This window comes from Polyangium mundeleinium (genome assembly GCF_028369105.1).
In the GTDB taxonomy this organism is placed as follows: Bacteria; Myxococcota_A; Polyangia; order Polyangiales; family Polyangiaceae; genus Polyangium; species Polyangium mundeleinium.
Map to the genome: position 1 here is coordinate 288,085 of NZ_JAQNDO010000001.1, position 24,889 is coordinate 312,973.

Below are 24,889 nucleotides of genomic sequence, written 5' to 3' on the forward strand. Positions count from 1 at the left end.
GCAACGCTGACCCGTCCCCCTCGCCGCGCGGCGACCCCCTCGCGTCACGTTCTCCACGACCCCTCGCCATGCGGCGACCCCCTCGCGCCACGACGACGCGTCCCCATTGCCACGCGGCGACCCCCGCGCGCGCCTCCGGCGTCGAACTCCTGCTTTCTTTTTTGCCCCAATGAAAACGCCCCATCTCCGTTCAACGTGCACCCGCCGGCGCGACGCGCTCGGCTGGGTTGTCGGAACCAACCAGACCGGGCCATGGGCCCAGGGAAGAGACCATGCGCAGTTATCGCAGCAATGCCGCGTCGGACGTCCGTATCGAGTATGGCATCGAGCTTGGCGAGGGCCTCGCGTTGTTCCCCGAGCTGACCTCGGCGGCCTCGGATATCAGCACGATCAATGGCGCGCTCGCGGCCCGGTACGAGAGCCGCCGCGCCCTCCGCATTCCGGTCCTCCGGACCCGCGCCGCGCTTCGCTTCGCCGAATACAGCGTCGAGCGCGTCGTTCGCTCCGCGCTCCGCGCCGCCGAGATCGAGGATGGCGGCAGGCGCGCGCGCATCTGCGCGAGCGTCTTTCCGAAAGGATCCAACCCGATCCTCAAGCCCGTCGGAAAGCGCCAGGTCAAGCCACTGAAGGACCTCGTCGAGCGGCTGGCGAAATCGCAGGTCGCCGGCATCGACGCGTATCGCGCCGTGTGGCTCCCGAAGCTCCAGGACGCGCTCGCGAGCTTCGAGGTGGCGGTCGCCACGCACCTCGCCGCCCTCGCGGCGTATGACGACGTATTCAAGGCCGAGCTCGCGCTCCGCGACGCGCACCATGACGCCGTCGACCGGATCATGGGCCAGGTCCGCGCGGCATTCCCGCGCGACCGCGCCCTGCAGGACGTCCTCTTCCCGCCCGTCGACGAGGCCGACGCCACCACCAGCGAGGACGGCGCGGAAGAACCGCTCCCCTCGCATCCGCTCCCGCCCACCGACGCCTGACCTCGACCGGCGCGGGCTCGCTCCGCTCGGTCGAGCCCGCGCCTCCTCCTCTCTCTTCCCCGCCGCTTCCCCCTCGCCTCGACATACCCGACCGTCTTCGGTAAGATCTCGCTCATGAGCTTCGTCGCTCACGACGCCGACCGCGCGTCCCCTCGGCGCATGACGCTCGAGGAGTGGGCCGCGCTGCCCGAGGACGAGCCGGGGGAGCTCGTCGACGGCGAGCTCGTCGAGGAAGAGATGGCCGGGTACGTCCACGAGGTCGTCGTCATTTGGCTCGCGCACCTGCTTCGATCCTGGGCGATCGCGCATGGAGCGCGGGTGGCCGGGTCCGCGGGGAAGTTTGCCGTGTCGGCCACACGGGGGCGCATGCCGGACCTCACGGTGTACCTCGCCGGATCACGCCGCCCGCCCGCGGAAGGACCGATCCGCGTGCCCCCGAGCATCGCCGTCGAGGTCGTCTCGGCGACCCCCCGGGATGCCCGGCGCGACCGCGTGGAGAAATTGAAGGAGTACGCTGCGTTCGGCGTGAAATGGTACTGGATCGTCGATCCTGCGCTTCAATCGTTCGAGATCCTCGAGCTCGGACCGGAGAGCGAATACATCCACAAGGTCACGTCGACCGACGGGCGGATTGAATCGGTTCCGGGATGCGCCGGGCTCCTGATCGATATCGATGCCCTGTGGGCGGAGGTCGCCGAGGTGCGGGCCGAGGGCGAGGGCGAGGCGCCGGAGAAAACCTGATCCAGATGCCCGTCACCGCGGCCGGTCGCCCACGATCGTGGCCCGCTCCATCTTGCGCACCCCCGGCCAGTAATCCTGGACCGCATAATGCTGCGTGCAGCGATTGTCCCAGATCGCCACGCTGTTCTTCTTCCACCGAAATCGAACCTGATACTCGGGGATCTGCGCCTGGCTGATCAGGTAGTTCAGCAGATGGCTCGCCCCAGGCGTGAAGTCCTGGCCAAAGCGCACGTTGTCCGGCGTGTGGAAGTTGACGAAGTGCGTGGTGAACGCATTGACGAACAGCGTCTTTTCGCCGGTCTCCGGATGGGTGCGCACCACCGGGTGCTCCGCGTCGGGGAAACGAGCCTTGAGCGCGTGGCGTTTCTCCAACGGCATGACCGCGCCGAACGTGGCCTCGATGCTGTGCCTGGCGCGCAGCCCCGCGATTTGCTGCTGGATGGGCTCGGGCAGGCGGCGGTAGGCCTCGACCATGTTGACCCAGATCGTGTCACCGCCGACGGCTGGCGTCTCCACGCAGCGCAGGACGCAGCCCATCGGCGGCGCTTCGCGAAAGGTCGTGTCGCAGTGATAGGCGTTCTCGTAGTGCTCCGGCGGGCTGTTCAGGTCCTTGTAAATGAGGACCAGCCCCGGATGGTCGGGATCGCTGCTGGCGACGGGGTGGTCTTCGAGCTCGCCGAAGCGCCTCGCGAACGCGACGTGGTCGGCGCGCGTGATGTCCTGATCACGCAGGAACAGCACCCGGTGTTTCAGCAGGAGCGCGCGGATCTCCGCGAAGAGCCCGTCGTCGCGCACAGCGTCGGCCAGGCTCACGTGCTCGAGCTCGGCTCCGATCGTGCAGGTCAACGGCGCGACCTTGATGGAGTCGTGGGTCGCATGGCGAGGGATCGTCGATCGGGTCCGTGCTGCGCTCGTCATGGCGGCGTCTCCTGGTGGGTCAGGCGATGAAGATCGACGAACCGGTCGTCCTGCGTGCTTCGAGATCGCGGTGCGCCAGCGCCGCGTCCTCCAGCCGGTAGCGCTGGTTGATTTCGATCCGGATCCGCCCCGCGGCGACGTGGTCGAACAGCTCTCCGGCGAGCTCGGCCTTCTCCGCGGGATCGGCGATGTAATCGGCGAGCGCCGGGCGCGTGACGAAGACGGACCCTTTGACCGCGAGCTTCGATACGTCGAGCGGCGGCACCGGGCCCGAGCTCGTGCCCACGCAGACGAGCAGCCCGCGCCGCTTCAGGGAATCGAGCGAGCCCGTGAACGTGTCCTTTCCGACGCTGTCGTACACGACCGAGACGCCGGCTCCCCCCGTCAAGTCGCGCACGCGCCGGGCCACGTCCTCGCGGCCGTAATGGATGATGTGATCGCAGCCGTGCGCGCGGGCGATCTCCGCCTTGGCCTCGGTCGACACCGTGCCGATCACCGTGAGGCCGAGGAGCTTCGCCCATTGCGACACGATCAGGCCCACGCCGCCCGCCGCCGCGTGGAGCAGGATGACGTCGCCGGCCTTCAAGGGCCAGATACGGCGCATCAGGTAGGCCGCCGTGAGGCCCCGCATGGTCATGGCCGCGGCGGTCTCGTAGCGGATGCCCTCGGGCAATCGAATCAACGGCGCCGCGGGCAGGGTTCGCTCGGTGCTGTAGGCGCCGAGCGTGTCCAGAAAGCCGGTGTACGTCACGCGGTCGCCCGGCGCGACGTTCGTGACGCCTTTTCCGACGGCCTCCACCACGCCGGCGGCCTCCACGCCAATGCCGCTCGGGAGCGGCACGGGATAAAGCCCCGTGCGAAAATAGGTATCTGCAAAGTTGAGCCCGACGGCGACGTGCCGGACCCGAGCCTCGAAAGGACCCGGATCACCGACGGTGACCTCCTCCCAGCGCAGGACCTCCGGTCCGCCGGTCTCGTGAAATCGAACCGCATGGGCCATGGGAATGCCCCCCTTCGGTGGCGCTAGGCCGCCCTGCGCCGCGGGACCCCGCGCTCGCCCGCCTCGCGATTGGGCGCAAACCCGAGCTTTGCCAGGGTCTCGTCGGCGTCCTTGTAAAACGTGCCGATCTTGTAGATGCGGCGGGCCTCCTTGCCATCCGCCACGTCGCGGCCGAGCTCGCGCGCGATGCGGACGAGCTGCTCGATTTGCTGCACGGAGGTCATGCGCTGCCCCTTGCGCCCCCACAACGTATCCTCGATGCCGCACCGGGTGTGCAGCCCCATCGCGATGGCCATCGTGTTGATGGGGAGCACGTTTCGCATGACGCTCTCCAGCGTCAGGCAGGCGCCGTTCGGCACGCGGCGGATGAACTCCATCATGTTGCAAGGGTTCGGCCCGTCGAATCCGCCGCCGATGGCGACCCAGGTGAGGTTGAGCGGCCCGGCGTAGGCGCCGTGGCGGATCAGGCGCTCCACCGTTTCGAGCTGGGGGACGCTGGCGAGCTGAAAATGGGTCTGGATGCCGGCGGCCGAGAGCCGCCGGAGGTGCTCCTCGACCCAGGCCGGGCCGGCCGGCACGGTCATCTCGCGGTAGGCTTTGTAGACATCGGGCCGCGCGAACGAGCTGCCGGCATAGTCGTCCTCGGTCATCAGCTCGACGATGTTCATCTGGCTCGTATTGATCGCGATCGTGACCTGATCGGGCTTCGGCGAGAGCTCGGCCAGCATGTGGCGCGTATCGTCGCTCAGCCATTTCGCCTTCTCCCCTTCGCCCTCCGGGGAGAAGGAGATCGAGCCGCCGACCTGCAGGATCATGTCGGGCACCGCGTCGCGCAGGCCCGCGAGGAGCTCGTTGAACCTGGACAGGCGCTTGGAGCCCTTGCCGTCCGCCTCGCGCGCGTGCACGTGCAGCACCGTGGCGCCGGCGTTGTAGCAATCCACGGCCTTCTGAACCTGCTCGGCCATCGTCACCGCGATGTCTTCGGGGAAATCGGTCGGCTCCCACTCCGGCCCGTACGGCGCGACCGTGATGACGAGCTTTTCCTGGTTCTCGGGGAACAGAGAGTCGTCGAGAAAGTCCATGGGACCTTCGTGGTTCCCGGCCGTTTCGAGCGCAAGCGCGGCGATCTCCTCACGTCGCCCGTCAGTGCACGAGGCTCACCCACGTCCCGTTGCGCGAGGTGTCCGGAGCCGATCCGATCCGTTCCTGGACATTTTCCGAGCTTCGATCGTACGATGCCTGAAGACCGCTTCCGAGCGCCCACGTACACGCCGCCAGGAGAAATGGCCACGCCGTGAACCAGCTCCCCCCATTTCCGCGAAACGGCCGCGCCTTCCATCCCCTCACGGGCGCGCGCTTCGTGGCCCTTTCGCTCGCCGGGCTGCTCTTCGCCGCGCCCGCCCTCGCCCAGTCGACCCCGCCTGCGGCGCCGAAGCGCACCTCCGGAATGTCCGTTCAGGATCAGCTCGACATGGATATCACGCCCCTGCCCACCGGGTACGGGGCCGTATTCGTGCCGAGCCCCGCGGGGAGGTTGCCCGGCGCGAGCGTGCTCGTGCAATACGAGGGGGAGACGGTCGCGCGGGGATACATCGGCGAGCGGATCCCCGTGCCGCCGGGCCAGTATCGCGTGCTCGTGGGCTCCGGGCCCGAGGCGCTCCGGGCTTCGAGCGAGGTGACGGTGGTCAAAGGAATGACCGTCACCGCGGCGCAGAACTTCGGCGTGCTCCGCGTGAGCCTCGTCGATGACCGAAAAGCGCCGATCGAGGACAAGTACGTCGTCGCGTCCGCGGACGGGGCCCGCGTGTATGGCCCCGTGGCGACCTCGGTCGACAAGGCGGCGAAGCCGGAGGCGCTCATCCTGCCGCCGGGCAGGTACATCCTCGCGCTCGGCACGAATCCAAACGCGACCGTGAATTCGATCGCGATCCAGGTCGGCGGCGGCGAGCTCATCGAATACCGCGTCGTCATCGAGGACGGCAAGATCGTCCGCACCGAGTTCGGTCGTCCCGAGGCCGAGTACGAACCGAGCCCGTGGCGCGTGCAATGGGTCGTCGGCGGCGACGTGTCGTTCGCCCAGCGGATGAACCAGTTCTCCACGTACAACGGCGACGTCTTCATGGCGGGCGGGTTCACGAGCTTCGAGGGCGCCTACGACTCCGGCCGCCACCTCGCCCAGCTCAATGTCGGCATCGACGAGATGGTCCTCTCCTTGACCTCGCCCGTCGAGCAGGCATTTCCGCTCCGCAAGGTCGTCGACGAGGTGAGCGCGGAGCTGCTCTACAATTATCGCGTCGTCGGCATCCTCGGCCCTTACGCCCACGCCATGGGGTATGCGACGCTTTTCAACACCACCTATCGCGACGAGCAGCCGTACCGGGCGACGACGCGCGACGTGCAGGGGAAGGTGGTGAAGCAGGGGGATTATTTCGCCGGCGACGAGCTCGAGACGTTCGCCGGGGGCTTTCCCCTGTTCCTCCAGGAGGGCGCGGGGTTCGGGACACGCGTCGATTTCCTGGGCATCACGCTGGGCTTCCGCGCCGGGGCCGCGATGCGGCAATCGTTTTACGGCGGCGGGCGCTACGTGCAGGGGCGCTCGGGCGCGAACCTCGATCTGATCACGCTGCCGGACGCCTTCGATTACGGCGCGGAGGCGTCGGGGCTCGTCGGGTTCACGCTCTTCAAGGTGCTCTCCGTGAAGAGCCGCCTCGACCTGTTCGTGGACACGGATCAGTTCAGCGGGTTCCTCGGCGCGACGTACCGGCCCATTTATCGATGGGACAACATCGCGAGCCTGCGCCTCTCGCGTTTCGCCTCCGTGGTGTACACGGCCGTCCTCAGGCGCGACGCTGCCGCGGTCGTGCCGAACCAGTTCGCCCACACGTTCCGCCTGCGGCTCCAGGCGGCCATCTTCTGACCGGAGGCCTCGCGACGCCCATGCCATCGCTCGTTCGTCGCTCCCGAGGAATCATCCTGGCCGCGCTCCTCGGCGTCTCTCTGGCCGCGCTCTCGGGCTGCGGGCGCAATTACGGGCCTTATCCGGCCACGGCGCTCGAAGTGAACGAGCGGATCCTCCGCATCCGGGGGGCCTTCGAGAAGGTGAAGGCCGATCCGCTCGCGAACGAGGTCCGGCTCGATTTGCAGCGGGCCGAGACGTGGATCGTCACGGCGGAGGCCGAGGCCAAGGACGGGAAGGTCGACGAGCGGGCCGACCTGTACCTGACGACCGCCGAGGGGCAGCTCTCGATGATCCAGACGCATTACGCGCGGCGCCGGGCGGAGGAAAAGCTGGCGAAGCGCAGGGAGCAGGCGCTCGCGCCGACGGCCGATGAAACCTCGGAGTGATGGCATGAGACGAACACGCATTCTTTTGCGGCTCCCGGGTGCCCTCTTCCTCGCGGCGCGCTTCGCGCCTGCGCTTTTCGTCGCGGCGTGCGCGTCGGCGCCGCCTCCGGCCCCGCTCACCGAGGCGGACCGGCTGCTCGCGCGCAAGGACACCGGGGATATCAAGATCGCCCGGCCCGAGCTCGTGGCCGAGGCGCGTGATTTGTTGCGTCGGGCAAAGGCGGCGCACAACATCGGCGACTCCGAGCGCGCGGCGCTCTATGCGTACCAGGCCATCCAGCTCTTCACGACGGCGAAAAACCTGGCCGAGCGCGACGAGGCGGAGCGGCTCTTGCGGGTCGTCGACAAGGCGGCGGGCGAGAGCGAGGAGGAGCGGCGAAAGGCCGAGCTGGAGGCGCGGCTCAAAAACCTCGAAGAGCAAAGCAAGAGCTCACCCGAGGCAGCGCGGGCGATGCGGGCCATCGACCGGGCGCACGAGAAGCAATTGGCGGCGCTCGAAAAAGGCGCGACCGGGGGCTCCGCGGGTGTTTACTTCCAGCAGGGGCAGGCCTTGCTGGAGGTCGCCCTCGACGCCTTCGAGGTGAAATCGTACGCGGAGGCGGCGAATGCGGGCCAGTCCGCGGCGGCTTCGTTCGTGTCGGCGATCGGCAGCGTGACGGAAAAGGACAAGGAGGCGGCGGCGGCGCCCGGCGGCGAAACGCCCGTGGAGCCGAGGCGAGCGGAGGAGACGAATGCAACACGGGCGGGCACGGCGAACGTCGAGGCGCCCCGCGCCGCCCCGCCGCGTCCGCGTGCAGGCGGGACGCGCGCGGCCGCGCCGTCGATCGAGGAGCTCGCGGACAGGACGCTCGTCTCGCTGGAGCTGCGGCGCGCGGAGGCGCTCGGCGAGCAGAAGGATCAGCGATGCCCGGGGCCGTTCCGCGAGATGGACGCGATGCTCGTGCTGGCGCAGAAGCGGTTCCAGGTCGCCGATTACGAGCACGCGTACGAATATGCGCTGCGCGCCGACGAGCGGCTCCGTGCTTGTGACAAACTCGGGCTGGTCGCGGCTGCGATGCCGGCCGCAGCGACGCAGGCGGGCCAGAAGCGGGCGGAGGACGCGGAGGAGACAGCGCGCAAGAAGGCCGTCGTGGCGATTCAGAAGGCCCAGGTCGAGAGCGCGCGGGCGCAGGTCGCGAACCCGAACGATCCGGGGGTGTTGCAAGGCAATCTGCTGCTCTCGAATGCGGATGCCTGGCTCGGGCGAAGATCGTACGAGGAGGCGGAGGACTTCGCCAACCGCGCGCTCGCCGTGCTCTCCAAGGTGAAGGCGCCGGAGCCCGCGAAGGTCGCCGCGAAGCCCGCCGCGCCGGCCGCGTCGGCCGCATCGAAGCCCGCGCCCGCGCCTCCGAGCGCGACGCAACCCACGCAGCCGCAGCCGCCGCAGCCCACGCAGCCCCAGGCCCCCGTGTACGTCGTCCAATCGCCGCCGCCCGTGCCCCCGGCGCCGCCGGGGACGACGGTGCGGATCGTCGACGAAAGGTCGGCGGCGCGCGAAGAGCAATTCCTCGCGGCCCGCTTGCAGCAAATGGAGCAAGCGCTCGCGCAGATGCAGCAGCAGAAGCAAGGGCCGGTCGATGCGTCCTGGCGGCCGGCCTACGAGCGGGTGTTCCGGGCGCTCTCGCTGCGGGATCGGGCGAGGCTCCGGTCGCCGGACGCAAAGAAGCGCCTGGACGAGGCGGATGCGCTCCTCGCGCAATCCCGCGCGGCCTGGCAGGCGAAACGTCATGCCGACGCGATGCGCCTCGCCGACGACGCGTCCGCCCTTCTCGAACCCCTCGCGGAGGTGACGGCGGATCGGGGCAGCCCCGAGGAGCTCGAAGAGCGCACGAGGAAGGCCGACGCGCTCATTCGGGAGGCGAGCGTGGGGCAGCAGGTTTGCGAGAAAGAGGCGTGCGGCGACCGTGATCTCGCGGGGCATGCGAGCGCGAAGGAGCTGCTCGCCTCGGCGCGCCAGGCGTATGTCGACAGGCGCTTCGGGTATGCGATCGAGCTCGCGGGCAAGGCCAAGGAGCAATTCTCGGCCGCGCTGCAGAAGCCCCGGAAGGACGCGTCCGATCCGAAGATCGCAGCCGAGAAGCTCGAAGCCTTGCGGGAGGCGGCAGACAGCTCGCTCCGCGAGGCGAACATCACGAAGAAGATCTGCGAGACCCGCAATTGCCGCGCGATCGACGGCGAGGCGTGGATCCGCGCGACCGAATACATGGTCTCCGCGCAAGCGGCCTACGTCGACAAACGTTACGAGGTGGTGAAAGATCTCGCCGACAAGGCGGACAAGATCTTCAAGGACACGATCGCCAAGCAGCCGGAGTTCCTCCTGCCCGCCGGCGTGACGCGGGTGGCGCGCTTCGGGTCGCAGCTCCGATTGAATCCGCCCGTGAAGTTCTCGAAGGGGACGACGCTCACGCCCGCGAGCGAGGTCTCCCTCGACGAGCTCGCCAAGGTGCTGATCGAAAACAAGGCGGTGTACAAGCGGGTGTCGCTGATCGGGTTCACGGATGGCTGGGGCGCCGCCGCGACGAACAAGAAGCTCTCGGCCGACCGCGCCGCGGCCGTGCGCGACGCGCTCATCCAGCGCGGCGTGTCCGCGGAGCTCCTGAGCTCGGAGGGGCGGGGCGCGGAGAGCCCGATCGCGAACAACAACACCCCGCAGGGCCGCGAGGACAATCGACGGATCGAGATCCACATGGAGCTCGTCGAGGGCATCAAATGACGAGAAGGATGAAGCGGCTCACCGGAAGCGCGCTCGCCTACGCGGCCTGCGCCGCCGTTTCGCTCACGGCCGCGGCGCAGCCGGATCCTTTCGCCGATTACGAGGCGATGAAGCGCGGCCAGACGCCGCCGCCCCCGCCCGCGGCGTCGTTGCCCGCCGCCCTGCCGATCCCGTCGCCCGAGCCCGAGATCTCCACGGCGCCGTGGAAATGGAGCTTTGGGGGCCGGAGCGCGTTCAGCTACACGGGCATCTCGAACGATACGCTCCTCGCCGAGGAGCAGAGCAATACGACGCTCTTCTTCCGGCTGACGCCCACGGTGGGATTGACGGTGTACGAGCGGGTGCTCGTCTCCGCCTCGTTCGGCCTGCTCGGCAACAACCTCACGCGCGAGGACGGCAGCAATGCGACCTCGGTCGCGGCGCTGCTCGAGTTCACCGGCCATTACATCCTGCCCGTCACGCGGCGGCTCGCGTTTATGCCTGGCCTCGGCATCGGTCCCTATTTCGGGTCGAACGACCGCAGGCTTCGGCTGCCCGACGGGCGCAAGGTCGACGAGGCTTCGAGCACGGTCGGCGTCGCGATGTCGATGTATGCAATGTTCGGGTATCAGCTCTCGCCAAACCTCTCGGTGCGGACGGGCATCGCGCTCTACAGCCTGTTCCAGACCGAGCGCGTCGAGAGCGCGAACAAGAGCCTCGGGGCCTCGGCGGTGCACGTCGGCCTGCCGATCGAGCTCCATTTTCACGTTCTCTAGCCTTTACCTCGGCCCCCGCGAGCCGCTACCCTCGGCCGCGATGGTCGATCCGATCCGCCTCGAAGCCGCCTCCAATCGCTTCCGCGCCTTCTTCGACGAGCTCCATCACCTTTTCCTCGAGCGCGACGACGTGCTCCTCCAGCTCACGCTCGCGCTGCTCTCGCGCGAGCACCTGCTCGTCACCGGCCCGCCGGGGACCGCGAAGAGCCAGCTCGCCTCGGCGGTCTTCGGGCGAATCCTCGACGAGGAGACGGGCGAGCCGAGCCTGTACGCGCGGCAGATCGGCGAGAGCACGGTCCAGACCGACCTCATCGGCCCCATCGATTTCAAGACGCTGATGGAGACGGGGCGCACCGAGCATTTCACCGACGAGGGGATGCTCGGCGCCGTCCACGCCTTCCTCGACGAGATCTTCGACGGCCGCGACATGCTGCTCCGCTCGGCGCTGAACGTGCTGCACGAGCGGGAGGTGAAGCAAGGCGGGCGGGTGAAGCGGGGGCGCATCGAGTGCGCATTGATGACGACGAACCGGTACATCGCCGACGTGCTCGAAAGCTCGCGGGAGACGCTGCTCGCGTTCGTCGATCGTATCGCGTTCGTCTCGTTCGTCCCGCGCGGGTTCGCCGATCCGAATCAGCTCGGGCTCGTGCTGCGACGTCACGTCGGGGGGTCGTCCCGGGCGCTGCTCGAATCCACGCTGAGCGTCCAGGACCTCGACGCTTTGCAGCACCTCGTCGACGAGGTCTACGTCTCCGATCCGGTCTGCGATGGCCTCGCGACCCTGCTCGAACGTTTCGATCGCGAGCTCAACGCCGCCGTGCGCGCCGATCCGGCGTTCGTGCCGACGCGCTACATCTCCACACGCACGGCCGTTCGTTCGGGCCGCGTCCTGCGGGCGGCCGTGGTCGCGGACCGTATCCTGCACAATCCGAAGCGCTCGCTCGAGGTGCTGCCTTCCGATTTCAAATGGCTGCGGCTGCACCTCTTGCTCTCGGGCCCCACGCCGGACCAGACCGAGGCGCTGATCGGCCGCGAGAGTGATCCGAACGAGCGGCGGCAGCTCGGAATCGTGCGCACGGAGCGCTCGATCTTCGAATCGTGCCTCGCGCAGATGCCGCCCATTCACGTAAAACCCCGGCCCGCCACGGTCGATGCGCCGCGGCCCGACGCTGTGACCGTGCCGGCGGATACGGGCACAAAGAAGAAGCGCAAATCCGAGCCGCCCCCGCCCGAGGACAAGCCTCGCGTGATGGTCGATCAAGCCATCGCCTCGAAAGACGCGACACGCTTGCTCGCCGCCATGCGGGAGCTCGGGGCGCAGGCGCGCACGGGCTCGATCGACGCGGCGCGCGCAGGGCTGCTCGTGAAGGAGGCGACCGGGGCGCTGACGGCGCTCGTGCTGCGCCGCGGGATCGACGCGGCCGCGGGCGGAGAGACGCGGCCGATCGGCGAGGTCGTGAAGGATCTGTCGCGGCTCGCCGCCGAGATCGAGGACGGCACGGCGGGGACACGCGCCGTCGCGCGGTGGCTGCGCGGTCGGGCGCTCGTGATGGTCGACGAGGCCGCGGGGCACGCGGCGGGCGCGTCGTCGACGGATATCGTCGCGTCGATCATCGACGACGGCACCGAGGCGCAAAAAAGGGCGCGCGCGCGGATCGAGGCGCTCGAATCGCTCTACGAGCTGCGGCGCGAGCTGCTCGGCCAGGGCGCGGTGCACGAGACCGGCGAGGAAAAAGCCTGGCAGCGCGCGGTGGCCGCGGCCGAGGACGACATCACGATCCTGCTCGACATCTCGCTGCGCAGCGTGGTCACGAGCGCCTTGAAGAGCGCGCCCGCGCGCAGGCTCGCCGAGGTGCTCGCGGCGATCGCGCCCGAGCTCGATCGGCTCGACGTGATGGCCGCGCGCCTCGCAGGCGTGCGGGGCGCGCCCTCGTCGCTGAAGGAGAAGGTCACGGGGCCGCGCCTCGGCGCGCTGATCGAGGTGGTGTTCAAGGGCTTCGACGCGCGCGATCGCACCGCGCTCGTGCGCGAGGTCGAAGCGCTCGTCTCCGTGCTCGGGAAGGCCGGGCTCGCGCGGGCGATCGCCGCCGAGGCGTTCCTCGGCTGGTCGGCCGAGGCGCTTCTGCGCGGGGACGTGGCGCCGAATGTCGGCGAAGGACAAATCCACGATTACGACGGGTATCGCCGCGTCCGCGCGGCCGAGCGGCGGGTCTCCTCGGCTTACACGCTCGCGGAGATCGCACTCCTCGTCGCCGGTGAGGGCGTGCGGGACGCGTCCTCGCCCGCGGAGGCGGCGGCGGCGATCGCGGCCGCGTGCGGCAAGCTGCCGGAGGCGGTGCGCGGGCGGGTCGTCGCCGGGGATCTCGCGCGGATCGGGCGGTCGCTCGATTACCTCGAACGATTCTGGCGAGACCTCGAAAACCACGCGGGCGGCGCGGAGGCGAGCCTGCGCGCGATCGTGCAATCGCGGTTCTTCGATCTCCTGTGGGACGAGGGGGCGCTCACGCGGTTCGCCCTCGAAGCGCGGAACGTCGCCGAGGTGTTCCCCGCGCACGCGGCCGAGGTCGACGCCGTGCGCCACCGCATCGACGCGCTCGACGCGAGGACACGCACGGCCGTGACCGAGCTCTTCCGGCAGCGCTCGGATGCCGCGTGGGCGCAAGCGCTGCGTACCGGGAACGCATGACGGAGGAAGCGCTCTCGTCGTTCGGCGAGCGGATCGAGCAGCTCACGGCGCGGCCGCACGACGTGCGCGCCCCGCTCGTGCGTCTCGCGCGGCCTTTGCTTCGAGCGCTCGGTTATCGTCCGCCGCTGCGCACGGCCCGCGTCACGGCGCTGCTCGATGCGCTGCGCGCGCCGGGGGGCAAACCCGTGCCCGAGGAGCTGCTCACGGGCGCCGTGCGCGAGCTCGAAGACAACGTGATCGCGCTCGAACGAACGCTCGTGGTGCACGGGCGGGTTCCCCTCGCGCACGCCGCGTGGGTGCGCCGGCTCTACGAGGTCACGGTGCGGGCCGCGCGCGCCGCGAGCGATCAGAAAAACGAGGCCGCGCGGCGTGTCGCCGCCGCGATCGATCCGGTGCGGATCGCGCCGCCGCTCGCGATCACGCCCCGCACGCCCGGGGATACGGGCGAGAAGGACAAATCCAAGGGGGCCGGGAAAGGGGAGGCGGCCACGGCGGAGGCCGACAGCTTCTTCGAAAAACCCCTTTCGGCCGAGGAGGAGCGCCTCGTCGAGGTCGAGCTGCTCGCGATCGATCACCTGCTCGACGCGGCGCGGGGCGAGACGGAGTTTCTCTCGCGCAAACGCCGCCTGCTCGAAGCCGCGCGCAAGCTCCTGCTCGACGCATCCGCGGCGCTGCCGCTCGGCAAGGAAGGCGTGGAGGTGCGCAGGCGGCACCTCGCCATGGAGATCGCGCGGATCGATCGGCTCGAAGCCGCGGGGCTTTCGGCGCACCGCGGGCTCTTGCACCAGGCGAAGGACGCCCTCGCGCGGGGCGAACGGCAGAGGCTGCACGCCGCGCTCGTCGCGCTCGACGGCGCCTCGCTCGCGGCCGGTGACGAGGCGCTCTCCGCCGCGTCGTCGCGCGCGCGCCAGAAGCTCGGCGACGGCGAGGGCGAGGATCCCGAGGGGGACAAACTGCGCAGCCTGCGTCGGTCGAGCGAGGAGATGTTCGGCGGCGCGGCGATGACCGCGATCGCGGAAGGATACGGGAAGGCGCGCCGCGTGCAGGCGAAGGCGCCGAAAGGCGAGAGCGACGAGGATAAAAAATACCGCCTGCTTGCCTTGCAATGGCTCGCGCCCGAGAACGAGGCCGAGACACACGCGGCGCTTTGCGCGATCGACGGCACGGTCGACGTCGGCGTTCCGCTCGCGCCCGTGCGCGTGACCGAAGTCGAGACACGCGCGCGCCTCGTCCGTCACCCGACGCAGGATCTCTTGCTCATGCCCGCGCGCGACGTGATGGACCTCCCGCACGCCGTCATCGAGGAGCCACGCACGGTCTTGCTCGCGCTCGCCGAGGGGCGGCTGCTCGCGCGGCGGTACGTCGAGCAAGAGGTCAAGAAGCGGACGCGGACGCGCCTCGTGGGTGAGGCGCGCGTCTACGTGCTCGACGGGTCGAGCTCGATGCTGGAAGACGGCAAGAAGGGCGCGCGTGCGCGGGTGCGGGACGCGATCCTGCTCGCCGAGCTCGGCATGCTGGTGAAGCGATTTGCCGAGGGGGATCGGTCGACGCGCCTCACGCTGCATTATCGATACTTCACGAAGAAGATCGGGCCGATCACGCGGATCGAGAATGGGAAGGCCGCGATCACGGCGATGGCCGACGTCGTTGGCACCGTGCGCAAGGGCGGCACGGACATCGAGAATGCGCTTCTGTCGAGCTTCGAGCAGATCCGGGCGGCGAAGGACGAGGATCCGGACCTCGCGCGGGCGCAGATCGTGCTCGTGACCGACGGCGACGCCGTGGTGCGCGAGGACGTGATCCAGGCGGCGCGGGAGAAGGTCGGCGATGTGCCGATCGCCGTGAGCGTGGTCGCGCTCGGGGAGGAGAACGAGGCGCTGCGGGCGCTCGTCGCGCGGCAGCGGGCGCGCGGGGAGCGGGCCTTTTATCATTTCCTCGACGACGACGCGCTCGTCGAGATCTGCGAGGGCAAGCTCTTCAAGGGGCCGAAGATCCACGTGGAAGGTCTGCCGGACGAGAAGAACCTCTCGGTCGAGGTGCGGGCAGCGCGGCTCCGGGCCGAGCTCGGCGGGCTCGTGGATGAGCTCGGGGCGCTCGCGGAGAAACGAAGCGCGGCGGCGATCGAAGCGCTCGCGGCGGAGGCGGAAGCGAGCGCGGAGGCGGCGCGCGCGGAGGCGGCGCTCGGGGTCGCAGCAGACACGGCGGCGAAGGGGGAGGGGCCGCGGGCGCTGCGCGAGGCGATCGAAAAGGATCGGCGCGCGCTCGAAGGGCGATTTTTGCGATGGTTTCCAGCGCCGGCGGCCGAACCCGGCGAGAATGCATCCACGGGGCGTTCGTCCGATTGCGAGGCCGTGGTCGTCGTGCTCTCGACGATCGCCGAGGTGGTGGCCGATTTCGGCGGATCCGATCTCTCGCGGCGGGCCGAGGCGATCGATTTGCTGGAGCGGCTCCTGCCGGACTCGATGCTCACGCCGGCGCGGTGGTTCGCGGTGATGCGGGACGAGGCAGGCGCGGTCGCAGAGGCGATGCGGGCGGTGCACGCGGCCGTGACGGGCACGCGACGCGTGTTTTAGAGCATCGATCGGGCGGCGGGTTTTCCCTTTTCATGCGGCTCGGGGGTGACCTATCCTCCCGTCCGACCTTATGGCGGACCTCATCACCCTGGAATCGAGCGCACTTCCCGAGAACAGTCGCGTCGCCACGTTTCGAGGCGTGGAGGGCATGTCGCGGCCCTACGAGTTCGAGGTCATGGTCGTGGTCGAGGAGGCCGACGGCGAGGAAATCGATCTCGCGGACGGCATCGGCGGCAAGGCGCGGCTCGTGATCGACCGCGCGGACGACAAGCTCCCGCCCTATATCTTTGCGGGGATCCTCGGCAGCCTGGAGCATCTGCACAGCTTCGGCGGCCGCTCGCTCGTCCGCGCCGTGATCGTGCCGCGTCTCTGGACGCTCGGGCTCTCGCGCCACTCGCGCAACTTCACGAAAAAGAGCGTGCCCGAGATCCTCCAGGCGATCCTCGAAGACAATGGCTTCACCTCGGAGGACTTCGAGATCCGGCTCTCGGGGTACGCCAAGGAAGAGCACGTCTGCCAGTACCACGAGAGCGATCTCGCGTTCATCTCGCGGTGGATGGAGCGCGAGGGCATTTATTATTATTTCGAGCACGCGGAGAACGGCGAGAAGCTCATCATCTGCGACGCGGAAGGCTACCCCGACGAGCCGCTGGGCGCGCCGGTGCGGTATTTCCCGCAGACGGGCATGGATCGCAGCGCGGGCCCCTCGTTCCGCACGTTCCGGGCGCGCCACGCCTCGCTGCCGGCCGTGGTCAAGCTGAAGGACTACGATTACGCCAAGCCGAACCTCGACGTGTCGGGGCAGGCGAACGTCTCGCAGCACGGAACGGCGGAGGTGACGGTCCACGGCGCCCGGTTCTTCTCGCCGAGCGACGGCAAGCGGCTCGCGCAGATCCGCGCCGAAGAGATGCTCGCGCGCGAGGTGGTCTTCCGGGCGACGGGGACGCGCTCGCACCTGCGGAGCGGCCATACCTTCGAGCTCGACGAGCACCCGAAGGCTTCGTTCAACAAGAAGTACCTGGCGATCGAGGTGCACCACCACGGCAACCAGGCCGCGGGGCATACGCAGTGGAAAGAGCTGATGGAGATCGAGCACGACGAGGTGTACTTCGTCGAGGTCGACGCGATTCCTGCCGACACGCAGTTCCGGCCTGAATGCCGCACGCCGTGGCCGCGCATCTTCGGCGTGGAGAACGCGATCATCGACGGCCCGGCCGACAGCGAGTACGCGCAGATCGACGATCAGGGGCGATACCTCGTCAAGTTCAAGTACGACGAGAGCAACCTGAAGCAGGGCAACGCCTCGACGTACGTGCGCATGATGCAGCCGCACGGCGGCGGCATCGAAGGGTTTCATTTCCCGCTGCGCAAGGGCACCGAGGTGGTGCTCACGTTCCTCGGCGGCGACCCGGATCGTCCGGTGATCAGCGGCGTCGTGCCGAACGCGCTCACGCCGAGCCCGGTGACGAGCGGCAACCATACGAAAAACGTCATTCAGACGGGCGGCAGGAACCGGCTCGAGCTCGAGGACCTCGCCGGGCAGCAGCGCGTGACGTTGTCGACGCCGTATTCGAATTCGTACCTGCGGATGGGCTCGCCGAACGACGGTCACGAGATCATCTTGAGGACCGACGACAACACGCTGCTCGACTTCGGGAAGAACTTCGACCTCGACGTGGGACTCATGGGCGGCGGGAACTGGACGGTCGACGTGGCGACCGACTGGAAATCGCACATCCAGGGCGGCATGGCGCTCGGCGTGGGCGTCGGGTATGGCCCGGCCGGGGCCGGATGCATCGGGATCACGGCGAACCAGAGCATCAGCATGACGGCGAACCACGGCAGCTACTCGCTCACCGTGACGGAAGGGCCGTGGACGACGCGCGTGCCCGCGAACACGATGACGACGACGACGAAGGGCGATTACACGGTCACCGTCACGACGAACAACACGAAGTTCGATACGAATGGCAAGACCGAGATCCTGAGCAAGGGGCTGGTCAAGGTCGAATCGAGCAACGCGACGATGGACCTCCTGAGCAAGGGGCTCATGCACATCCACGGAGACGCCGGCGTCAACGTGGATACGCCCCAGGGGATGGAGATCAAAGCCACGAAGGACATCCTGATCGAGGCCAACAAGGTCGACGTGAAGAGCAAGTCCGAGTGGAAATGGGAGGTGCTCGGCGCCGAGGTGAGCGTGAAGGGCTCGCAGTCGGAGACCTATCTCGGGATCAAGAACGAGAACATCCTCGGCCTGCAGGTGGAGTCGCTCGTGGGCGGCAAGATCGAGGGCGTCCTCGCCGCGGAGATCCGGTTCGGCGCGACGTTGTCGCTCGTCGACAAGGTCGCCGAGTTCGAGCTCAAGAAGGGCAAGATCGTCAAGAAAGAGGCCGAGCTCGGTTCGGTGAGCATCACGCTCATCCAGCAGAGCGTGACGATCACCCAGGTCGGCATTTTCATGCTCGCATGAAGACGATCAAGCCCCTCCGCCTCGGCGTCATGACGGGCGTGTTCGAGGCGCGCCGCGAACCCCATTTCGTCGTCTCGCTCCTCGCGGGCTTCACGCTCGACGAGGAGCCCTCGCTCGTCCCCGAGGCCGCGCTCTGGCTCTCCATCACGAAGGAGCTCGGCCCGAACGTGCCCCTCGACGTGTGCCGGCCCAAGCCGAACGGCGAGGTGCTGCTCAGCGGAAAAGCGTATCCGCCCGGAGGTCCGGCGCCGGTTTGTCCGGTGCGGCTCAAGGTCGGCTCCGTCGACAAGCGGCTCGCCGTGTTCGGGGATCGCGCTTGGAAGCTCGGCGTGCCCTCGCAACCCGCGCCATTCACCGAGATGCCTCTTACGTGGTCGAGGTCGTTCGGCGGCAAGGGGTTCACGAAAAATCCCGTGGGCCGAGGATATGCGCCGGAGAAGACCGAGGGCGGCGGCGAGGTGCATTTCCTGCCGAACGTGGAGAACCCGAAGCGGCTCGTGAAGGCGCCCGGGGATCGGCCCGAGCCGGCGACGTTTGGCCCGGCAGACCTCACGTTGCCGGAGCGGTGGGCGAACTCGGGCACGTACGACAAGAAATGGCTCGACAACGAGGCGCCCGGGATGCCGAGCGATTTCGACTGGAGCTTCTTCAACGTCGCCCCGCCCGATCAACGCATCGAAGGGTTTTTCTCGGGCGGCGAGGCGATCGAGCTGGAGAACGTGCACCCTGAGCGGGCGCGGATCGTCTCCCGTGTCCCCGAGGTCGTGGGCCGCGCATTCATCACCCAGCGGAAGGCCAGCGGCGAGGAATGGGTCGAGGTGCCGTTGCGCATGGAGACGGTGCACCTCTTGCCCGGCGCGCTCCTCGGGATCCTGATCTTTCGCGGGGTCGTGCGGATCGCGGAGGACGACGCGAAGGACGTGCTTCATTTCCTCGGCGCGCTCGACGCGAAGGAGCAGAAGCGCGGTTCCGCGTATTACCGGGAGGTCTTCGCGCGCCGCATCGACAAGGAGAAGGGGCATTTGCACGCGCTGCGCGACCGCGAGCTTTTGCCCATCGGCGCATCGTATGCGGCGTTTCGCGCGGACGAGGTGGGGCTGCCGGGGACGACGACCGAGCGGCTCGTTTCGAAAAACCTGCGCGCCGGCATGGAGGCGCGGCTCGCCGCGGTGGACGAGGGCCTCGACGATTTCCCCGACAGCAAGAAGAACGCGAACGTGCCGAAGGCACTGCCGCCCGAGGCCCCCCTGCCCGACGTCGACGACATGGCCGAGCACGTCGAGCAGATGGAAAAGGAAATGGAGAAGGCCCGCGAGCAGGTGAAGAAGCAGCGGGAGGAGGCCATCGCGAACGTGCGCGCGCGGTGCGAGGCGGCCGGGCTCGATTACGACGAGCAGATGCGCAAGGCCCAAGCGGAGGCGGCCGGGCCGCCGAAGTTCTCCGCAGACGCGCAGTTCGCCGAGCTTCGGGCCCTCGCGACCCGCTATCGCGCCGAGGGGACGCCGAACGCGTCGCTTGAAGCGTATCTCGTGGATCCCGAGTTCGAAAAAAAGCTCCGGTTCACCGAGCATAAATTGCGGGAGATGTACCAGCGGTTCGCCCATCATTTCCCGCCGGCAGGCGCGCTCGCCGACGAGCCGATGGCGCGGGTGCGCGCGGTCGTGCTCGAAGCGCGGGCGACGGGGCAATCGCTCGCGGGGAGGGATCTCACGGGCGCGTCGCTCGAAGGAATGGATCTCTCGGGCATGGATCTCGAAGGCGCCATGCTCGAAAACGCGAACCTGCGGGGGACGGTGCTGCGAAAAGCCAGGCTCGGCGGCGCGGTGCTCGCGCGGGCGGACCTCACCGGGGCCGATCTGGAAGAGGCGCAGCTCGTCGAGACGAACTTCGGCGCGGCCACGCTCACGGGTGCGAAGCTCGGCAAGGCCGTGCTCGCGCAAGCCACGCTGGACAAGGCCGACCTCGCGGCCGCCGATTTCTCGGGCGCGGATCTTTCGGGCGCGTCGCTCCACGAGGCGAGCTTCGGCGATGTCGTGTTGCGGCGGGCCACGCTCGCGGGCGCGCGGCTGCTCGAAGCGAAGCTCGCCGCGGTGGACTTCTCCGAGGCGGATCTCTCGGGCGTGACGTTCCTCGAATGTGATCTCTCGGGGGCGCGGCTTTCGGGGGCGAAGCTCGTCTCGGCCGTGTTTTTGCGCTGCAAGGCGAATGGCGCGAACCTGGAGAAGGCGGCGCTCGACAATGCTCGGTTCGTCGAGGAGAGCGATTTTTCGGGCGCCTCGTTCAAGGGAGCCACGTTCGTTGAGGCAAACTTGCGCGGGACGTCGCTCGTCGAGGCGGATCTCACGGAGGCCAAGATCGATCGGGGTGACCTCAGTGAGTGTGATCTGCGGGGCGCGAAGCTCGATCGGATTCGCGCCCGCGAGTCGCGCTGGGTGCGGACGAACCTCGACAAGGCGACGTTGCGAGGGGCGGACCTGATGCACGCCGTCATGCAAAAGGCCAACGTGGCCGGGGCCGATTTCCGCGGGGCGAGCCTGTTCCGGGCCGATCTCGCGCGAATGAAGGGCGACGACAAGACGAGCTTCGACGCGGCGAACGTCACCCAGGTGCGCTTTTCACGGGAGGGCGGCGCGTGAACAAGGAAGAGCTCGAGCGCCTCGTCGGGCGCGGAGACGTTCTCAATCGGCTGGATTTCTCGGGGCTCGATCTGCGGGGCGCGTCCATCGGGGGCCTCATCGCCGAGGAGAGCAAGTTCTCCGGGGCGAACCTCGCGGGGGCGAACCTGCGCGAGGTCATCGTGCATCGCAGTGATCTGCGGGGCGTGAACCTCGCGGGCGTGGACGCGCGCCACGCGTCGTTCGTGGAGTGCAACCTCGAAGGTGTCTCGTTCGAGGACACGAATCTCTCGTTCGCGAATTTCAACAAATGCAACCTCGCGGGCGCGAAGTTCGAGCGCACGAAGGTGCACAATACGAACATCCTCGAAGGGAAGCTCGAAGGCGCGAGCTTCGTGGACGTCGTGCTCGACCGGTCGGCCCTGGTCGCGTGTGACCTCTCGGGGCTGCGGTTCACGCGCAGCGTGATCAAACAAACGGCCGTGCTGAAGACGGATCTGCGCAAGGTCCTGCTGGAAAAGGCGCGCTTCGAGACGGCCGTGCTCGTCGGCTCGAACCTCGCCGGGATGTCGCTCGCTGGCGTGGAGCTTGGCCTGACGCAGCTCATGGAGTGTGATCTCCGCGGGACCGATCTCTCGGGCGCGCACCTCGTGCAGGCGAATTTCAAGGGCGCCGATCTCTCGGGGGCAAACCTCGACGACGTGAACGCGAAGAACGCGCTCTTCGTGGAGGTGAAGCTCGTCTCCGCGCGGGCGCGCCGCGGCGATTTTCATCAGGCGGTCTTCGCCGATGCGGATCTCTCCGGGGCGAATTTCGCGAAGGCGAAGCTCGGTCAGTGCAACTTCCACCGCGCTCGCTGCGTGGGCGCGCTCCTGCCCGCCGCGGACCTCACGTACGCCGATTTCTCGAACGCCGACGTGTCGAAGGCCGACTTCTCCGGCGCGACCCTGTTCCGGGCCAAGTTCCACCGCACCGTGGAGACCCAGGCCATTTTTACGGATCGTGCGCTCGCGCTGGGCGACGATCGTGAGCTCGCAAAGGCGGAGAGCTTCGTTCCAAGCTGAAGGAGTGGTTTGTCATGAATTTCGAGCCGCAACGAAAGCGAGCAAAATCACCCCGAGGCCGCGCCGTCCAGGAAGTCGGGACGGTACACGCCATCGAGGGAGAGCTCATCCGGGTCGAGGTCGCCGACGACATTCTCATCGCGCGGCGCGCCGCGAGCTGTCTGCTCGCGCCGGCGGCGGGCGACGCCGTGCTCGTCGTGCTCCTGGAGAGCGGCGCGGCGTACGTGCTCGCGGTGCTCGAGCGGGACGCCGAGGCGAGCTCGCGGATCGTCTTGGAAGGGGATGCCTCGATCGAGGCGCCTTCGGGCAAGGTGCGCGTGCTCTCGCGCGAGGGCGTGGAGGTCGTGACCGAGCAGGAGATCAGCCTGATCGCCGGGCGCGCGACGATTCAAGCGGCCGACACCGCCGTGTCCGCCGAGCGCCTCGGCGTCTTCAGCTCCGCGGTGCATGCCGAGGTCGGCGTGGTGAAGGTCGTGGCCGAGGCGCTCGATTCGATCGCGGATCGGATCTTCCAGAAGGCGAAGCGCGTCTATCGGGTCGTGACCGAGCAGGACAACCTCCGCGCTGAGAGCATCGACCACGCGGCCAAGCGCACGCTGAGCATGCGCGCCGAGCACGCGATCGTGATGGCGAAGGAGCTCGTGAAGGTCGACGGCGAGCAGATCCACCTGGGGTGATGCCATGTTCGCGAATACGCAGATGATGGGAATGGATCTCGGGTTTCCCGACGTGTGCCTCACGCCCGTGCCCGCGCCCACGCCGATCCCTTATCCGAACATCGCTGTCGGGGTGATGGCCGTGTCGGCCTGTTACAAGGTCCTCTTCACGTGCACGCCCTCGCACAACATGACCACGTGTATTCCCATGACGAATGGCGACAACGCCGGCGTGGCCATGGGCGTGGCGTCAGGGACGGTGATGGGGCCGGCGCGGCACCTGACGGCCGCGTTCCGTGTCCTCGTGGGCGGAATGCCCGCCACACGCATGACCAGCATGGCCCTGCAGAATTCGACGAATTGCCCCGGCATGCGGATCGTGCCGAGCCAGCCGAAGGTGCTGCTCCTCGCGCCGTGAGGCGTGGGATCAGGGCTTCTTGACGCGCGGGGCGCCGTCGGGCGCGAAATCACCCTCGATCAGGATGCCCGCGCCTTCGGCCTTGTACGAGCCGCCTTCGAGGACCTGCCGCCCTTCCGTCGTCACCGAGAACGTGCCCGCCCAGCCCTGGCCGTCGTGGTTCTGCGCGCTGAGCCGGAACCAGGCTTCGCCCTTCGGGCCCGATGCTTTCGCGAGCACCGTCACGTTGTCCTGACCCTGCATCGCGCGGACGAAGTCGCGACGGAGGGTCTTCGTCACGGCCAGCGAGACCGAGACCGGGCTCCCGAGCGCTGCCGCCACGGCCGGATCCTTCTCCACGAGCTCGACCGTCCGGGTGATCGGCGGCGCCGAGACCGTCCAGAGGTGCTTGCCCACGCACGAGGACAGGACGAGCGCGAAGAGAAGGACCACGCCGAGGGTGACCATGACCTTGCCGGCAGACGACTTCGCAGGCTGGCGGACAGGCTGCATGCCGTCCATGAAAGGCGCGCTGGCGAGTCGGTGTCAAGCGCCCTCGACGTGCGCCCCAGGACCGGACATTCTCGGTCCCATCCAGGGGGTCAATTTCGTTGCCATTCCAGGTTGGATCCCGTAATGATCGAATCCACCGAGCGTTGACGTCCGCAGCGCCCGGCCACAATCGAATGCAGCACCCGCGGGGCTGGGAGACCTTGCCCCGATAGCGCCTCTCCGGGGGCGCACGCCTCTTCGGAGGCTATTTCGCCAGGCAATGCCTGAACACGGACGAACTTGAAAGGCGGCCCTCATGAGCGCCCTCGCTCTTGCATGGCCAGCCGCCCCGGGCGGCGGGCCGAGCGCTTTTCTTTGCGACGAATTCCTGGCCCCGCGCGAAAGGTCGCCGCGCGGGCCGATCGAGCCCGCGTGCGTGGAGATCACCACGCGCCTCGATCGCGCCCTCGAAGCGAGAGAGAGCCGCCTCCCGGATCTCGCCCTCTGCTTCGAGGAGTCCGCCCGGAGCGCGTCGCTCCTGGGTCGCCTGATCGACGCGCGGCGCCTCTACCGCGCGTCGATCGCGCTGCTCGCTTCGTCGTTTGATCGAAATGGGGATCTCACGGCGCTCGCCCTCGCGCTCCGCGCTGCGCTTGGCCTCGGTCGAATCGAAGGGTCCCTCGGACACGACGACGAGGCGCTTTTCTTATTCGAAAAACTCGCGGCCTTGCCGCTCGGCGGCTCGCTCGAAGCGGGTCCGCTCGTGGTGACGCCCGCGCGATGGGCCGAGGTGCGGGCGTTTGCGCCTCTGCTCGGGCCGAAGCTCGCGGCCGAGGCGATCGCCGCGGCGCTGGAGACGTTGATCACTGGCGCGCGGTACGACGTGGCCCTCGCCGTCGCCCGCGTTCGCGAGACGAACGATTCCCCCGCGCTCGACGCCTTCCGCCGCGAGGCGACGGCGACGGCGCTCGGTCGTATGGGCCTCTTTGGCGAGGCGCTCGTGTTTCTCGCGTCGGCCATCGCGCGCGAGCCTTTGCCCACGCGCCCGATCTTCGAGCAGAAGCGGGCCGAGGTGCTCGCGGCCTCGGGGCAGCTCGACGCGGCGCGGGCGCGCTCCTCGTTCGTCGTGGAGGCCCTCGAAGACCGCTTCCGAGCCTCTCCCGCGTCGCTCGACGATCTCGCGCTCGCGGCGCGCGCCTTGCGCCTCCTCGCGATGCTCGGCCAGGTCCCCGCTTCGTTTGCCGTGCGCGCGTTCGAACTCGCGGGCCTGCTCGGCGACGTGCCGCTCGAAGCCGAGCTCGCGTTGCGGGTCGTCGCGAGCGACGCGTCCCGCGCCATGCGCGAGCGCGCGGCGAACGTGGCCGTGTCCCTCGTCGGGCACCACGCGCCTTCGTTTGCCGGGCTCCGCGATCGATTGTGTTCGATCGCGGCGTGAGCGGGCTTGC

The 24,889-nt window shown here is 68.6% G+C and carries 17 protein-coding genes and 1 pseudogene; 14 read left to right on the plus strand and 4 right to left on the minus strand.

Going from position 1 to position 24,889, the window contains the following annotated elements; translation table 11 throughout:
• Positions 1 to 272 precede the first annotated feature (272 nt).
• A complete protein-coding gene (locus POL67_RS01200; RefSeq protein ID WP_271914636.1) occupies positions 273 to 977 on the plus strand; it encodes a hypothetical protein in 705 nt (234 codons plus the stop codon).
• Positions 978 to 1,091: 114 nt separating this feature from the next.
• Complete coding sequence (locus tag POL67_RS01205) at positions 1,092 to 1,718, plus strand: Uma2 family endonuclease (RefSeq protein WP_271914639.1); 627 nt, start codon at positions 1,092 to 1,094, stop codon at positions 1,716 to 1,718.
• A gap of 12 nt (positions 1,719 to 1,730) precedes the next feature.
• Here the strand turns inward: POL67_RS01205 and POL67_RS01210 are convergent, their stop codons facing one another.
• From POL67_RS01210 to POL67_RS01220, 3 genes are read right to left on the minus strand one after another with little or no spacing between them, the layout of a single operon-like run.
• Positions 1,731 to 2,636, minus strand: coding sequence for a TauD/TfdA dioxygenase family protein (locus tag POL67_RS01210; protein WP_271914642.1), 906 nt, complete (start codon positions 2,634 to 2,636; stop codon positions 1,731 to 1,733).
• Between the two features lie 19 nt (positions 2,637 to 2,655).
• Positions 2,656 to 3,636 (minus strand): quinone oxidoreductase family protein, encoded by a 981-nt coding sequence (locus POL67_RS01215; protein WP_271914644.1) that lies wholly within the window; start codon positions 3,634 to 3,636, stop codon positions 2,656 to 2,658.
• Between the two features lie 23 nt (positions 3,637 to 3,659).
• Positions 3,660 to 4,718, minus strand: a complete 1,059-nt coding sequence (locus POL67_RS01220; RefSeq protein ID WP_271914647.1) for a beta-keto acid cleavage family enzyme — start codon at positions 4,716 to 4,718, stop codon at positions 3,660 to 3,662.
• Between the two features lie 212 nt (positions 4,719 to 4,930).
• Between POL67_RS01220 and POL67_RS01225 the strand changes: the two genes are divergently transcribed.
• From POL67_RS01225 to POL67_RS01275, 11 genes and pseudogenes are all read left to right on the plus strand, one after another.
• Positions 4,931 to 6,553: a hypothetical protein gene (locus POL67_RS01225; RefSeq protein WP_271914649.1), complete on the plus strand. Its 1,623-nt coding sequence runs from the start codon at positions 4,931 to 4,933 to the stop codon at positions 6,551 to 6,553.
• 20 nt (positions 6,554 to 6,573) lie between these two features.
• On the plus strand, positions 6,574 to 6,981 hold the full coding sequence (locus tag POL67_RS01230; RefSeq protein WP_271914651.1) for a hypothetical protein: 408 nt from the start codon (positions 6,574 to 6,576) through the stop codon (positions 6,979 to 6,981).
• 4 nt (positions 6,982 to 6,985) lie between these two features.
• Complete coding sequence (locus POL67_RS01235; protein ID WP_271914654.1) at positions 6,986 to 9,733, plus strand: OmpA family protein; 2,748 nt, start codon at positions 6,986 to 6,988, stop codon at positions 9,731 to 9,733.
• Between the two features lie 8 nt (positions 9,734 to 9,741).
• Entirely contained in the window at positions 9,742 to 10,488 is a 747-nt protein-coding gene (locus POL67_RS01240) for a hypothetical protein (protein ID WP_271914657.1), read from the plus strand.
• Positions 10,489 to 10,528: 40 nt separating this feature from the next.
• Positions 10,529 to 11,131, plus strand: a pseudogene (locus POL67_RS54070) (AAA family ATPase); the annotation flags it as partial.
• Between the two features lie 2,039 nt (positions 11,132 to 13,170).
• On the plus strand, positions 13,171 to 15,747 hold the full coding sequence (locus tag POL67_RS01250) for a hypothetical protein (protein WP_271914663.1): 2,577 nt from the start codon (positions 13,171 to 13,173) through the stop codon (positions 15,745 to 15,747).
• A gap of 70 nt (positions 15,748 to 15,817) precedes the next feature.
• Positions 15,818 to 18,220 (plus strand): type VI secretion system Vgr family protein, encoded by a 2,403-nt coding sequence (locus POL67_RS01255; protein WP_271914665.1) that lies wholly within the window; start codon positions 15,818 to 15,820, stop codon positions 18,218 to 18,220.
• Complete coding sequence (locus POL67_RS01260; RefSeq protein ID WP_271914668.1) at positions 18,217 to 20,856, plus strand: DUF2169 domain-containing protein; 2,640 nt, start codon at positions 18,217 to 18,219, stop codon at positions 20,854 to 20,856. The genes POL67_RS01255 and POL67_RS01260 overlap by 4 nt, the downstream gene beginning before the upstream one ends.
• A complete protein-coding gene (locus POL67_RS01265) occupies positions 20,853 to 21,899 on the plus strand; it encodes a pentapeptide repeat-containing protein (protein WP_271914672.1) in 1,047 nt (348 codons plus the stop codon). The genes POL67_RS01260 and POL67_RS01265 overlap by 4 nt, the downstream gene beginning before the upstream one ends.
• A 14-nt stretch (positions 21,900 to 21,913) precedes the next feature.
• Entirely contained in the window at positions 21,914 to 22,576 is a 663-nt protein-coding gene (locus POL67_RS01270; protein WP_271914673.1) for a DUF3540 domain-containing protein, read from the plus strand.
• Positions 22,577 to 22,580: 4 nt separating this feature from the next.
• A complete protein-coding gene (locus tag POL67_RS01275) occupies positions 22,581 to 22,973 on the plus strand; it encodes a DUF4150 domain-containing protein (RefSeq protein WP_271914676.1) in 393 nt (130 codons plus the stop codon).
• Positions 22,974 to 22,982: 9 nt separating this feature from the next.
• Here the strand turns inward: POL67_RS01275 and POL67_RS01280 are convergent, their stop codons facing one another.
• On the minus strand, positions 22,983 to 23,465 hold the full coding sequence (locus POL67_RS01280; RefSeq protein ID WP_271914679.1) for a cytochrome c oxidase assembly factor Coa1 family protein: 483 nt from the start codon (positions 23,463 to 23,465) through the stop codon (positions 22,983 to 22,985).
• A 295-nt stretch (positions 23,466 to 23,760) separates the two neighbouring features.
• On the opposite strand from POL67_RS01280, the gene POL67_RS01285 reads away from it, so the two are divergent.
• Positions 23,761 to 24,879, plus strand: a complete 1,119-nt coding sequence (locus POL67_RS01285) for a hypothetical protein (RefSeq protein ID WP_271914682.1) — start codon at positions 23,761 to 23,763, stop codon at positions 24,877 to 24,879.
• Positions 24,880 to 24,889: the final 10 nt, after the last annotated feature.

Coding starts and splice junctions, on each gene's coding strand:
- POL67_RS01200 (WP_271914636.1), top strand. CDS start 273: ATGCGCAGTTATCGCAGCAATGCCGCGTCGGACGTCCGTATCGAGTAT.
- POL67_RS01205 (WP_271914639.1), top strand. CDS start 1,092: ATGAGCTTCGTCGCTCACGACGCCGACCGCGCGTCCCCTCGGCGCATG.
- POL67_RS01210 (WP_271914642.1), bottom strand. CDS start 2,636: ATGACGAGCGCAGCACGGACCCGATCGACGATCCCTCGCCATGCGACC.
- POL67_RS01215 (WP_271914644.1), bottom strand. CDS start 3,636: ATGGCCCATGCGGTTCGATTTCACGAGACCGGCGGACCGGAGGTCCTG.
- POL67_RS01220 (WP_271914647.1), bottom strand. CDS start 4,718: ATGGACTTTCTCGACGACTCTCTGTTCCCCGAGAACCAGGAAAAGCTC.
- POL67_RS01230 (WP_271914651.1), top strand. CDS start 6,574: ATGCCATCGCTCGTTCGTCGCTCCCGAGGAATCATCCTGGCCGCGCTC.
- POL67_RS01235 (WP_271914654.1), top strand. CDS start 6,986: ATGAGACGAACACGCATTCTTTTGCGGCTCCCGGGTGCCCTCTTCCTC.
- POL67_RS01240 (WP_271914657.1), top strand. CDS start 9,742: ATGAAGCGGCTCACCGGAAGCGCGCTCGCCTACGCGGCCTGCGCCGCC.
- POL67_RS01250 (WP_271914663.1), top strand. CDS start 13,171: ATGACGGAGGAAGCGCTCTCGTCGTTCGGCGAGCGGATCGAGCAGCTC.
- POL67_RS01255 (WP_271914665.1), top strand. CDS start 15,818: ATGGCGGACCTCATCACCCTGGAATCGAGCGCACTTCCCGAGAACAGT.
- POL67_RS01260 (WP_271914668.1), top strand. CDS start 18,217: ATGAAGACGATCAAGCCCCTCCGCCTCGGCGTCATGACGGGCGTGTTC.
- POL67_RS01270 (WP_271914673.1), top strand. CDS start 21,914: ATGAATTTCGAGCCGCAACGAAAGCGAGCAAAATCACCCCGAGGCCGC.
- POL67_RS01275 (WP_271914676.1), top strand. CDS start 22,581: ATGTTCGCGAATACGCAGATGATGGGAATGGATCTCGGGTTTCCCGAC.
- POL67_RS01280 (WP_271914679.1), bottom strand. CDS start 23,465: ATGCAGCCTGTCCGCCAGCCTGCGAAGTCGTCTGCCGGCAAGGTCATG.
- POL67_RS01285 (WP_271914682.1), top strand. CDS start 23,761: ATGAGCGCCCTCGCTCTTGCATGGCCAGCCGCCCCGGGCGGCGGGCCG.